The following is a 12,989-nucleotide window of genomic DNA, read 5'->3' as shown; positions in this document are numbered from 1 at the left end:
CATTCTCTGTTTTCATCTGAAATTCCTCTTTCCCTAGGGATTAATTTGTTTTTTCAGACAATTAATATTGTGAACTAAGTGATGATTTTCACATTATAATCTTTTAGCCACATATCCATTTGTAGCAAATGAGCAATAAGTTGAGGGCCTGACATTAATTGGCCAAAATAAGGAGTTTGGAAGGAATCCCCTCCCGAAGCTGCTAATTGTTGAATTTGATTGTACTCAAAAATGTCAAAGAGGGGAGAATCTTTGATATCAACGAGCTGCTTCAAAGCTGATGTGACTAGATTTTTATAAGTTGGGTGATGTGTCTTTGGATAAGGACTTTTTTTACGATAAAGTACTTCCGATGGAAGAACTCCTTCCAAAGCTTTTCTTAAAATTCCTTTTTCCCTTCCATCTAACATTTTCATTTCCCAAGGGATATTCCATACATATTCTACAAGACGGTGGTCAGCAAAGGGAACGCGTACTTCTAAACTTTTCCCCATACTCATGCGGTCTTTCCGTTCAAGTAACGTTGTCATAAACCAAATCATATTTACGTAAAACATTTTTCTTCTTTTTGCTTCAATTCCTGTCTCTCCTTGCAATAAAGGAACTTCTCGCAAGGTATCTTCATATCGGTGTCTCACGTAGTCAACTAGTTCAAGCTTTTTCCTCCATTTTGGTTGGAGAAGCTTCTCTCTTTCACTAACAGAATTCATCCAAGGAAATGTATCTCCGTTTAATTTTTCTTCGTTATGAAACCATGGATAGCCGCCAAATATTTCATCGGCACATTCCCCTGATAAACCTACAGTAACTTGATTGCGAACCGTTCCACAGAACCAAAGGAGAGAAGAATCGATATCAGCCATGCCCGGTAAATCTCGTGCTCTCATTGCTTCTTTTAAAGAACGATACAACTCTTTCTGACTGATGACCGATCTATGATGGTTCGTTTTAAATGTTTGTGACACTTTGTTCACCCAAGGAGCATCGGAATTAGGCTGAAAGTCGTTAGCTTTGAAATATTGATCGTTTTCCTCATAGTCGACTGAAAATGTCTTTAAAGGGGGTTTGCCATGTTCTTTGAAATAATCGGAAGCAAATGCAGTGATCGCGCTCGAATCCAAGCCGCCAGATAGAAAGGTACATACAGGAACATCCGCTACTAGTTGACGCTGGACAGCATCTTTCAAAAGATCTCGCACATGCTGAGCAGTTTCTTCTACAGATTCACGATGAGCAAGACTTTTAACTTGCCAATATCGCTGAATTTCAGCTTTCTTACTTGAGGCTTTCATCCAGTGTCCCGGTTTTAACTCCTCCATTCCGTTGAAAACACCGTGCCCTGGAGTACGGGAAGGGCTTAAACCTAACAGTTCTTGTAGACCTTGTTCTTTTACTTCCGCACGGACTTCAGGGTGAGCTAGGATGGCTTTGAGTTCCGAACCAAATAACCATCCGTTACGTAACGGATATATAAACAGAGGTTTCACACCTAATCGATCCCTCGCCAAAAATAGCTGTTTTCTTCCCTCATCCCATATAGCAAATGAAAAGATTCCGTTTAATTTATCTAAGCATTTATCCTGCCAATGGATATAGGCAGTCAATAAGACTTCCGTGTCCGAATGCGATCTGAATGTATAACCAAATTGTAGGAGCTCTTTTCTTAAGTCTTCCGTGTTATACAATTCTCCGTTATAACATATGGTAAAGGACTTATCATTTATCGACCTCGTCATCGGTTGACTTCCACCTGAAGGATCTACGACAATTAATCTTGTATGACCAAAAACCACGTGGTCACTTGTCCACGTGGTTGTTCGATCTGGCCCTCGGTGTGTCAAGGTATTTGCCATATTATTTACTACTGCTAGATGATGTTCATTTATAGGATGATCGAAATCAACCCATCCTGTAATTCCACACACAATACATCCCTCATTTCATGGTTGGAGCATTCTTCACAATCTCCTAAACCATGATATTCAGTGATGCTTGTCCTCTATACCTTTTTCCATAAAAATGTCTTATCCTCTGAAAGCGTCATTTCTTTTTCATAGTTACTAAATACCATCCACCTTCACGTATGAGCGGTTTAGCGTCTATTACTTTAAATCCTGCCGATTTCCCGTCTTCTTTCATTTCATCTAAGGATGGTAAAGGGAAAAGGTTCTCGTGCGCAGTCATAAATGTATTGAAAGCAGCCGTAAACGTTTGACCATATTTCGCCTTCGTTAATGGCGTAATGAAAGTAACGGTTCCTTTTTCATTCAAAACTTTGGCGATTTTCTGATACAAGTTTTTTCTTTCCTTAACAGGAAAATAATAAAGAAGGTTATGGGCCATCACCATATCTACTTTCCCTGTATAGTTCTCTATGAAATCAACCATGTCTTGATTGTAGACGGTAATCTCTCCATTTAATTTTTCTTCTGCCTTTTTAGCGACATCTTTGTTTATTTCGATGCCACTTAGTTTGATCTTAGGGTATTTATCGTGAATATTCTTTAAATATCCACCATAACCACACCCTATATCAATAACCGATTCTGGTTTCTCTTTTTTTACCGTTCGCAAAATAGGAGATACTGCTGCTTTTTCCAAGAATGAAGACGTTTCTGCAACAACATCTGCGAATTTGTCTTCTAAGTAAGTAATACGCTCGTCTGATTTTAATAATTCTGGATATTGCATCAAGGTTGGAATATGCAACTCCATCATTTCTCTTAACAGAATACCAACAGATTCAGAACTATTCGCTGAAGCGTATTTAACTAATTTCTTTTTTGCTTTAATTTTCCCTTTGTACCCTTTTTTCAAGTGTCCTACTTCTAATCCAACGTCAATCCAACGTTCTAGAAGAGGTAAGCTGAGTTCACATTCTTCCGCAGCCTGTTTAACAGATTTTGCTTTGGAAAAACAATCAAATAAATCTAGCTTATAACCTACATGGGCGTGCCACGTTGTTAAAAAATTCTCGTTACTTTTCATCCAGTTTCTCGCTGTAATAAAGCGATTTAACTCACTCACAAACTTCAGCTCCTCTCAAGCATAAAACAACATTTGTAAGTGACTTTTCCCCTGCCTATACATTGTTAAACTCTTCCCATCGTTTTTAATAAATCTATTACTATATTAATTTGAGGTGACCAGTTATCAATTTTGTATGAAAATCCATTCTTATGTAAAATCTTTTGACTACCACCTTTCACCAACGTTAATTAACTTTATTTTTAAAAATTCTCGCCCGGAGATTTTCAAATGCTTATAAAAAAACCAGTAGAGAAAATTAGAATTTTCACTGCTGGTTCACCGAAACTAAATAGATTCTTTCTCTTTAATGTATGTTAATAAGTTTGCACAACCCTTCTCTACCATTGCATAAACTTCAACAAAGTTCCCAGTAAAATAAGGGTCCGGAACATCCTTTGTTTTCAACTCAGGAACAAAATCTAATAATCGAAATAACTCTCCTGATTCACTTTGACCTTTTAACTTATGTAAGTTGCCTAAATTTGAGGCATCCATAGCTATAATGTAATCAAATGCTTTTAAATCTTTCTTTTCTACTTGTCTCGCTAACAATGCCTCATGAGAAACTTGATACTTCTCTAATATATCCACTGTTCCTTCATGTGGACGTTTGCCTATGTGCCAATTACCTGTACCTGCTGAATCAACAGATAGATAAGCATCTAGCCCCGATTTCTTCACTTTGTCTTGGAAGATCGCTTCAGCCATTGGTGAACGGCATATGTTTCCTAAACAGACAAATAGTACATTGATCAATATACACCCTCTCCTTTCGTCAGTTCATTTCCATTCCTTTATTATAGACCAGAAAAAGACAAAGAAAAACCTCTTGGATTAACCAAGAGGTAAAAGTGAGTTATCTGTTTTAAATAAATCTTTATGGTTCAAACGGATATCTGCTATGATCTCATCTATAGTCGAAAATGTATCACCAACTAAATACGTTTTAACACTTTTCAGTGATGCCGTTGATACTGGGCTCCCAACCAAAATTTGAATTTGTTCTTCCGGATCGCATTCGATTTCTTCGAATTTATCACCTTCGCAATGGCAATCAACGTTCTCAAAACGCTCATAAACCACAAACGCACGTTCACTCATTTCCTCAGTTAGTAACTCTCTCGTCTCAACTAAATCTTTTACGATCATAGTAAATTCCATCTCCCTTTGTATTGAGAATCTTTGTGAATAAATTCACCTAATTACTAAATTACAAGTTTAACTATACACCATTTTCGCTCTTTTTTTGTGAACATTTAGTGATATTCCTGTTACAAATTGATCACAAAGTTAGCTCTATAAGAAATGCAATCACTCATTTCAAACCCAGTATATTTTCTCTTATTTTTGCCGGAGTTGCTTTCCTGCTATCCTCTCTACGATTTGAGGAAATAGCTGATAAACCATCGAACCGACTCCCATCCAAAGGGGTAAATTTAGTTCCCGTCTCGGCCTAGCTATTAATTGAATCGTTTTTTTGGCCACATCATTTGCATCAAGCAAAAATTTCTCTACGCTTTTCTGATAATTCCCTGTTTTGTCTGCTGCCTCTAAAAAACCTGTACGAATCGGCCCTGGATTTACAACACTAATCGTGATGGGATCATCATGAACTTCCATTCGTAATCCATTAGCAAAACCGAGCAATGCATGTTTAGTTGCTGCATAAACGCTAGCTTTCGGTGTGGATAGTTTTGCCGCTTGAGAAGCAACGAAAATAATATGCCCCGATTTATTCTTTAGCATATGAGGGAGAATTGCTTTCGTACATGCAATTGTACCAAGTACATTCACTTGAAACATGTCCTCTGCATCTTCCATTGACGCGTTTAAGACAGAGTCAAACACAGCAAATCCTGCATTATTAATTAAAACATTAATTGTGCCGTGTTTTTCTATGATCGTATCAAAAACTTTCTTGACTTCCTTGTTATTCGACACATCCAGTATGTAATATGGGGCGATAATGTTGGTAGAAAGATATATTTGATCTGATATGGCGGCCATCTTCTCTTCAGACCTTGCTAATAAAATTGGAACCCCTCCACGGTTTGCTACTTCGATCGCCATTTCCTTTCCTATTCCACTAGATGCGCCTGTAATCACAACGAGTTCTTTTGTTAAAGCTTTACCAGTCATAAGAATTCCTCTCCTGATCAATAGGATGTGTCCATTATAGCTTTAGAACCTTTGATTCGTCTAAACATTTCAAGCACAACGTTGACAATAAGAATATGTACCTTCATACTAAGATAAATTTTAATTATTCTAAATAGAATAATTATTCTAGATGGTGTGTAAAGATCAACTATATATTCCATAAAAAGGTGGCTTAAAAATGAATTTTAATTTGACAATCATCGGTGCTGGATCTATGGCCGAAGCTCTTATCGCAGGCTGGCTAAAAAGTAATAGCATTTCACCTGAAAACATCATGGTTACAAATCGTAGTAACGACCATCGGTTAGATGAATTGACTCGTGCATATCAAGTGAAAGTCACTCGCAATCAGGAGTCCTTACTTGAGCACGGACAACTTTTTATACTAGCTTGTAAACCTAAAGACTGGAAAAATGCTTTACTTCCTTTTAAGCAAACCATGAAGCCAAATACCCCATTAATATCTGTTATGGCTGGTATAACTGTGAAAGATCTGGAAGAATACTTTCCTCATTTAAATGTTCCTGTTATTCGAGCTATACCTAATACGTCAGCTGTTGTAAATGCTTCTATGACACCTTATGCTTTAGGCGCGTGGGTTACTCAGACACAAAAAAATATTGTAGAAAAAGTTTTTACATTTGTAGGTGAAATAGCCGAAGTCCCTGAATCTCAAATGGATGCCATGACGGCATTAACAGGAACAGGACCTGCTTATATCTATTATTTAATGGAATCAATGGAAATGGCTGCAGAGAAAATTGGTATTGATAAGACTTTAGCCAGACACCTTGTCTCACAAACATTACTAGGTGCAAGCCTTAGAGTCCAGACAAAAGAGCTCTCTCCTTCCACGCTTTATCATCAAATTATGAGTCCTGGGGGAACAACTGAGGCTGGTTTTAATATTTTAAGAGAACATGAAGTCCAAGAAACAATGATTCATTGTATTGAGAAAGCTTATGGACGATCAAAAGAATTAGGCGACAGCTGTCGTGAGATTTTAACTGATGACGTACACAAATGATCATCAATCCAACTTGGTTTATCTCCAGTTTATTCCACTAAATCACGTAGCGGTCTCATCATATCGATGACCGCTTCAATCTTCTCTTTTAAACCTCACCATTGTAAGATATAATTATTTACAAAATGACTATAGATATTTTCATTATGAATTATTGATCTAACGGGATTTCCATATACTTTGGGGGGTAACATTCATGAGAAAAAGCCGATACGATGCCGTGATTGTAGGAGGTGGTTTGGCAGGATTATCCACAGCTGCATATTTAGCGCACCAAGGAAAAAAAGTAGCTCTTCTAGAGCGAGGTAAATTAGGTGGACGCGCAATGACCATCCAACTAAAAGGCTACCAGTTCAATTTTGGTGCCCATGCGATTTATGCACGAGACACATCTTACTTGACGAAAATTGAAAACGACTTAGGACTCCGTATTCAATGGGAGGACTTTACACAACTGAAGGCTAAGTATGATATGGGCGAAGATACTAGCGTTATTCCTTCAAATATTGGTGGGCTTCTCCAAACCAAACTTCTTAAAGGGATGGATAAATTCCGATTTGCTTATCATATGCTTTTCACCACACTGGGGTTTGAAAAAGGCGATCCGAATTTATCCATTCAAGAATGGATTGATCTTCGGAAAATTAGTCCAGCAGTGAAAGAAATGATGCTAAATTTAGCTACTACAAACTTCTTTTCTGGAGATCCAGACAGCATACCATCTGATGTCTTTTTTAGTTATTATAGAAGACTTTTTAAAACCAATATTCCTGTAAGTTTCATCCAAGGAGGATGGAAAGTATTAATCGAAGAGTTTAAGCGTGTCATCAAACAAAACGGCGGAGAAATTCACGAAAAAACGAAAATCACTCATATTAACAGTAATCAAGATTTCGTAACTGAAGTGCAAACGAAAAGACATTCTTATTCGGCTGAAGACTTTATTTTTGCCATTCCTCCGGAAGAATTGCAAAAACTGTTTCAAGAAACACCCATTCAAAGCGACTTAGAACGTTATACCGATTACGAACCAACTTATGTCATGTTTTACGATGTCGGTTTAAAGAAACGAATTGAATCTGATTATACGTATATTTTTGATAAAGACCGTCAGATTTTCATTACTGATATTTCTTACTACGATATGGAAGCTGCTCCTCCAGGAGGACAACTACTTCAAGCAGTAGGGTATTTGAATCAACATGAAATAAACGACACGGGTGCCCACGAAGAAATGATTCAACGAATGGAACAATTCTACGATAAACATTTCGAAGGCTGGCGAAAACAATTAGCCATACCGAGAGCTTCAAAGAAACCCGTCCTTCAAGCTATAAGATGGGCGATGAATCAACGAGGGTTGCCTACTCATTTTTCTAAACTCCAGAATGCCCACTTTGCGGGTGATTGGTGCCAAGGCGTGGGACAGCTGTCTGAACTTTCTTTTTCAAGTGCTTATCAAGTTTCTCAAAGAATCCTTGCTAAAAAAGGAGCAATAAAAGGAGCATAATTTACTAGAGCTGTCCAATTTTCAACGGGCAGCTCTTTCTAATGTCTGCAATTTTTAGTAGACTAATAGAGTATTTGTCACAGATCCTTGTGAAACTTAAGCGCAACTTAGGACAACGTTGGAGGACTTTATCATGAAAACAACGAGGAAACCACGAAAATGGAAACGTCAATTAAGCAACCTTGTAGAAAATAAATGGTTCACCACTTCGATCATCAGTTTAATTATGATTAATGCAATTATCGTCGGGATGGAAACTTATCCTTCCCTTTACAATGAATACCGGTCTGCATTTTGGACTGCCGATCGAGTATTATTATGGATCTTCACGATTGAAATTATCCTTCGTATCGCTGCCGCAAAAAACTTGAAACATTTCTTTAAAGATAGTTGGAACTGGTTTGACTTTATCATAGTGGCAGCAGGTCACATATTCGTAGGTGCTCACTTCGTGACTGTCTTACGTATTTTACGAGTACTCCGTGTCTTCAGAGCAATATCCGTGATTCCATCTTTAAGAAGGCTGGTAGACGCATTGTTGATGACGATTCCAGCTTTGGGTAATATCATGCTATTGATGGGCATTGTCTTTTATATCTTTGCTGTCATCGGTACAATGTTATTCCAACAAGTTTCACCTGAATATTTTGGAAATTTACAATTGTCATTGCTAACTCTTTTCCAAGTTGTCACGCTTGAATCTTGGGCAAGTGAAGTGATGCGGCCAATCTTTCAGGAGTTGCCATGGGCTTGGATTTATTTCGTCTCTTTTGTATTAGTAGGCACGTTCGTTGTCTTTAATTTGTTTATAGGGGTCATTGTCAACAACGTAGAAAAAGCCGATACAGCAGACGAAGAAATAGAAAATACGCACGAAGAAGTCGTTGAGCTTCGTAAAGAGGTCCATGAATTGAAGCAACTTATCAAAGATGAAGTAATTAAGAAATAATGATTGTACACTCAATAAACGTCTATGATGGTCTCCATAGTAGATGATCGACCGAAATCCCGATCCATGTAAGATAATCTCACAAAAATTCCAACGTGGCTTCTTTTCCGTGATATAGTATGTAAAAAGCGAAAAAGATTGAGAAGGAAGGGGTTTCGTTTGTCATCTACTTACAAAGATAAAAAAGTCATTAGCATAGGTATTACAAGCGAGCTAACAGGGTTATCTGAACGTCAGATCCGTTATTATGAGGAAAGAAAATTAATTTTTCCTGAACGGAGTAAAGGTGGAACACGCAAGTATTCATTCGCTGACGTAGAAAGGCTAGTGGATATTGCAAATAAAATGGAAGATGGAATGCAAACCTTTGAGATTCGGAAAGAAGAAATGAAAAAATCAGACGTTCGTGACAAAATGCTACGTGGTCAGTTGAATGCTGCTTTTAAAATGAGAAAATAAAAAGGAAAGCCATCAAGGAGTAATGAACCGTTAAGTTATACTAAACACTCCATACAAAGCCACTAAATTAAAAAATCCACCGGAAATTTTCCGGTGGATTTTTCATTTATTGATCAATTTGTCGCATACTAAGACAATAAGTCATTTGACGAAAAGGATGGTTTTCATTGACAAAGAGTAAATTCTTTTCAATCAGAATTCTTTATTTAACAGTTGCTCTCTCCCTCTTTATTTCTCCTTGTTCAGAAGTAAGTGCGTATTCCAAAATGGAAAATACGGAAAGCAAAGCGGCAATCATTATCGATGACTTTGGAGGGATCGGAAAAGGAACGGATGAATTTTTAAAGGGGAGCCTACCAATTACTGTCGCCATCATGCCCTTTATGGAAAATTCAACAGCCATTGCTGAAGAAGCACATGAGCAAGGGTTTGAAATTATGATTCATATGCCAATGGAACCGAAAAAAGGAAAGCGGTCATGGCTTGGACCTCAGCCAATCACTTCAGATCTCAGTTTAGAAGAGGTTCGCTTCAGGGTGGAACAAGCAATTGAGAATGTCCCTCATGCAAAAGGGTTAAATCAGCATATGGGATCAAAAATTGTTGAGAACAAGTCAATGATTTATACCATATTGAAAGTGGCTAAAGAACATGATTTGTATGTGATCGATAGTGGAACCAATCCTGCTTCTTGCATAGGTACTCTAGCAGAAAAAATGAAGATCCCTTATGCAGAGCGACATTTATTTCTCGATGACACCCACTCTTCACAAGATTATGTCTATAACATGACACGGAGACTTGTTGACTTAGCAGACGAAAATGGACAAGCGATTGGAATTGGCCACGTAGGCATTAAAGGGGTAGAAACCTATAAGGCTATAGAACGAGCTGAAGCATATTTTAGAGAAAAAGACGTTGAGCTCGTTCCAGCCTCTTATTTATTAGAAACAGACATTGATCAAGACCCCGTGCATTTTTGGGAACAGATAGAGTAATGTTAACTTATAGCTCTGAACGGAGTGGTTTATACTACCTAAACCTTCTCCTCTCCTTAACTTAACTCATAGTGAAAAAGAATAAGGATTTTTTCCCTTACTCTTTTTCAATCTAGCTAAAAACTTCTTGTATTCCCTGCTTCATCAATTTAGGTAGTTTATCAAACGATTTTGTCACATTCAAACGTTCCGTCCAGCTATGGGGGTCTTTTCCTACGGGCCCAAAATTAAAGATGGGCATAGTCAATTTGTCCATGGATGATAAAGGAAGATCGTAGCCTTTTCCCCAGATAGGCATATTCTCTATCATCCCTTGTAATCTCGATGCTGGTTCTTCTAATGCCGTGTAACTTAGATCTGATAGACCTGGAAAATAGTTGACAATTTCTAAGCTCATATCGCCCTCTTCCTTACCTTTTTTCAATATCGATTCAGACAAACTCTGCACTAACGTGTTTTCTGAAGATGACACTGGCGGATAATAAGGAGGTGCATAGAATAATACGATCATAGGAGTTAAATCTTTACATAATGTGGCTATTTCATTCACTGTTAAGATTGTTTTTTCTCGATCATCCCCTTTTAATTCGTGAGCATGAATAAACGAGATTCTTCGTTCAACCTCTTCCTTGCCTACCAATTTAACTGCATGACGACAAAGGTCTATAAACGTCATCACTCGAATCTCTCTATGTTGAGGCTCATAATCAAGAGAAGAAGAGAAGGTTTTTTCTCTTTCTTGATAAATCGATGAGATCTTTTTTGCGGCAGCTCTTGCCGTTTTAAGCAAATCTTCCGTCACTTGGTCAACTGACTTTTTCATTGTTAATAAATTATAAATGGCTACGGCAGTGTGAGGAATTTGCACTGAATAATCCAATTTTAAGTCTTTTTGTATGAGTGTGCTAGGCGGAGGTGTCCTTTCACCTGACACATTCTCTGAGAAAATAGGATTCAATTCAATCATCTCTGTTAGTACAGAAGTCATAAGATTCCCATTTAACCCTGAAAATGGTTCAGCGACGTGAGCTTCTTCTCCATAACAATAAAATCCAGGAAGCATTTTCCCTACTGACCCTTGATATATATATAGATTGTTGTCTCTTGGGTATTTAGCAAACATGGGCTCTGTATTCCAACAAAGCTGGTAATCCAGGCCATGCTTTTCTTGAAACTCCACTAAAACAGGCGTAGCTGTACGCATTCCCAGAGAATCTACCTCTTCATCAGGAACTCCAAGAAAGAGGAGGTTGCCGTCAAATTCATTGTTAGTTGCCGCTTCGATCATTGACATACATAACGCTATTCCTGCCTTCATATCCATAACCCCACGTCCGAAAAGCCACTCATCATTCTTGATATCTTCCTTAACGTCATTAGGTAAATGATTTTGTTGCCTCACCATTTGTTCTGTTAGCTCTTTCGGTCTAAAAGCAAGGTGTTTCCATTCTCCGTAATCATCTACATCTACAACATCTAAGTGACCCATAATAATGATTGTTTTAGCAGTGGGTTTCTTGCTTTTTACCAACGCAGTCACAAACTTTCTTCCATCGTTTGTAAAGTGATTATGTAAGTATTCGGGATTTTCCTTGAAATACGGCAGCAAAGAAAGTTCATACTCAACAAATTCCATTATACCTATCTCTTCTTCACTGCCCGTAACACTTGCATACTCTACCAAAGATATTGTTAAATCTCTGAGTTGATCCATCGTTTGCCATTTGCTCATTATAACCCCTCACTTCTATGGATATCACCATTATTCCCTCGTGGTCTTAATAATGATTTCGACGATTAATGACAAACTCCTTCTAATATCATTCATCTTTATTTGTTTACGAAGCTTTCCTAAGTATTCATTGTTTCACCCTTTTGCAAAGGGGATCACTAACGCAGGACTTTGCTTGATTTTTTCAATTTTACACTTGTATCCTTGTTTTTTTCGCATCCAGAAAGTTTTCTCTGTGATTGGACGCTCTGCTCCCCAGTATAATGAATCCAGATCTTCCCATGAGTCGAACGCAATAATTTCCTGTTTGAAGTAATAACAATTTCCAGATAAATATTTCTTACAGATATAACGAACCGTTTGTTTACTATGCATACCCTTTGCCTCCTTTTTTTCATTATGGCTTTTCTATTGCTAACTTAAACAAAATCCAGACACTATAAAAGAAGAAATGACATAACATGGAATGAAAGCGTTTTCATTTTAGTTGACTTTTTACTTATAACTAGCTACCATTAATAGTAAGGTATATGTTGGTTTGATTTGTTGTGAAAAGTGGTATTTGAATAAAGTTAAAATCTAAAACAGAAAGTGTGCATAATAATGCTTAAATTAAAAGATGACGATGTGTTGAATCGTTCTATTACTTCTTTTATTATTCCATCCGATGAAGTGGCTCACGTTCAACCTGATAACAACTTAGAACACGCGTTACTTGTCTTAGTTAAGTCAGGATATACAGCTATTCCCGTGCTTGATCACTCCTATAAACTTCAGGGATTAATCAGTAAAGCGCAAATTCTTGACTCCATTCTAGGAATTGAACGGATCGAACCAGAGAAACTTAGTCATTGGCAAGTTAAAGAAGTCATGACTAATGACATCGCCTGTGTAAGCGATGAAATCCCCTTCGAAAAAGTAATTTCTTTATCTATTAATCATCCCTTTGTTTGTGTACAAGATAATCGAGGAGCATTTCTTGGAATTATTCCTAGAAGTAAGATCCTTGCTTATTTAAATGGTTTTTTACATGAGCAAAGAAAACAGGATCGTTCTTAATTTCATAACTAACTTGAACGTCGGTTAAAACTGACGTTCTTTTTATTGATCAATTTAGAGCTACG

13 protein-coding genes are annotated in these 12,989 nt (G+C 37.5%); 6 read left to right on the top strand and 7 right to left on the bottom strand.

The features are described from left to right. Window positions 1-74: 74 nt before the first annotated feature. The 5 genes from asnB to CR194_RS02410 form a co-directional block, all read right to left on the bottom strand. On the bottom strand, window positions 75-1,925 hold the full coding sequence (asnB, locus tag CR194_RS02430) for an asparagine synthase (glutamine-hydrolyzing) (RefSeq protein WP_110608041.1): 1,851 nt from the start codon (window positions 1,923-1,925) through the stop codon (window positions 75-77). Window positions 1,926-2,040: 115 nt separating this feature from the next. After that, window positions 2,041-3,027, bottom strand: a complete 987-nt coding sequence (locus CR194_RS02425) for a class I SAM-dependent methyltransferase (RefSeq protein WP_110608040.1) — start codon at window positions 3,025-3,027, stop codon at window positions 2,041-2,043. A 288-nt stretch (window positions 3,028-3,315) separates the two neighbouring features. After that, window positions 3,316-3,786, bottom strand: coding sequence for a low molecular weight protein-tyrosine-phosphatase (locus tag CR194_RS02420; protein WP_110608039.1), 471 nt, complete (start codon window positions 3,784-3,786; stop codon window positions 3,316-3,318). Between the two features lie 78 nt (window positions 3,787-3,864). Then, window positions 3,865-4,179 (bottom strand): hypothetical protein, encoded by a 315-nt coding sequence (locus CR194_RS02415; RefSeq protein ID WP_110608038.1) that lies wholly within the window; start codon window positions 4,177-4,179, stop codon window positions 3,865-3,867. 192 nt (window positions 4,180-4,371) lie between these two features. Then, on the bottom strand, window positions 4,372-5,169 hold the full coding sequence (locus CR194_RS02410) for an SDR family NAD(P)-dependent oxidoreductase (protein ID WP_110608037.1): 798 nt from the start codon (window positions 5,167-5,169) through the stop codon (window positions 4,372-4,374). Between the two features lie 199 nt (window positions 5,170-5,368). Between CR194_RS02410 and proC the strand changes: the two genes are divergently transcribed. The 5 genes from proC (at window position 5,369) to CR194_RS02385 (ending at window position 10,133) form a co-directional block, all read left to right on the top strand. Further along, on the top strand, window positions 5,369-6,217 hold the full coding sequence (gene proC, locus CR194_RS02405; RefSeq protein ID WP_110608036.1) for a pyrroline-5-carboxylate reductase: 849 nt from the start codon (window positions 5,369-5,371) through the stop codon (window positions 6,215-6,217). A gap of 196 nt (window positions 6,218-6,413) precedes the next feature. Further along, a complete protein-coding gene (locus tag CR194_RS02400) occupies window positions 6,414-7,727 on the top strand; it encodes a phytoene desaturase family protein (protein WP_110608035.1) in 1,314 nt (437 codons plus the stop codon). Between the two features lie 133 nt (window positions 7,728-7,860). After that, the gene (locus CR194_RS02395) at window positions 7,861-8,676 is read left to right on the top strand and encodes an ion transporter (protein ID WP_110608034.1); all 816 of its coding nucleotides are present in this window, start codon (window positions 7,861-7,863) and stop codon (window positions 8,674-8,676) included. A gap of 159 nt (window positions 8,677-8,835) precedes the next feature. After that, window positions 8,836-9,135, top strand: coding sequence for a MerR family transcriptional regulator (locus CR194_RS02390; RefSeq protein WP_110608033.1), 300 nt, complete (start codon window positions 8,836-8,838; stop codon window positions 9,133-9,135). Between the two features lie 167 nt (window positions 9,136-9,302). Beyond that, a complete protein-coding gene (locus CR194_RS02385; protein WP_233254197.1) occupies window positions 9,303-10,133 on the top strand; it encodes a divergent polysaccharide deacetylase family protein in 831 nt (276 codons plus the stop codon). A gap of 112 nt (window positions 10,134-10,245) precedes the next feature. Here CR194_RS02385 and CR194_RS02380 read toward each other — a convergent pair whose 3' ends face one another. Both CR194_RS02380 and CR194_RS02375 read right to left on the bottom strand, forming a co-directional pair. Beyond that, complete coding sequence (locus CR194_RS02380; RefSeq protein WP_110608032.1) at window positions 10,246-11,865, bottom strand: M20/M25/M40 family metallo-hydrolase; 1,620 nt, start codon at window positions 11,863-11,865, stop codon at window positions 10,246-10,248. A gap of 135 nt (window positions 11,866-12,000) precedes the next feature. Continuing rightward, window positions 12,001-12,240, bottom strand: coding sequence for a hypothetical protein (locus CR194_RS02375; protein WP_110608031.1), 240 nt, complete (start codon window positions 12,238-12,240; stop codon window positions 12,001-12,003). Between the two features lie 228 nt (window positions 12,241-12,468). Here CR194_RS02375 and cbpB point away from each other — a divergent pair, with 228 nt between their 5' ends. Then, window positions 12,469-12,924 (top strand): cyclic-di-AMP-binding protein CbpB, encoded by a 456-nt coding sequence (gene cbpB / locus CR194_RS02370; protein WP_110608030.1) that lies wholly within the window; start codon window positions 12,469-12,471, stop codon window positions 12,922-12,924. The last annotated feature ends 65 nt before the right edge of the window (window positions 12,925-12,989 follow it).

This window comes from Salipaludibacillus keqinensis (genome assembly GCF_003226325.1).
GTDB classification, from domain to species: Bacteria; Bacillota; Bacilli; order Bacillales; family Salisediminibacteriaceae; genus Salipaludibacillus; species Salipaludibacillus keqinensis.
Note: the sequence above shows the minus strand (reverse complement) of the source record. Positions and strands in the feature narration are given on the sequence as shown.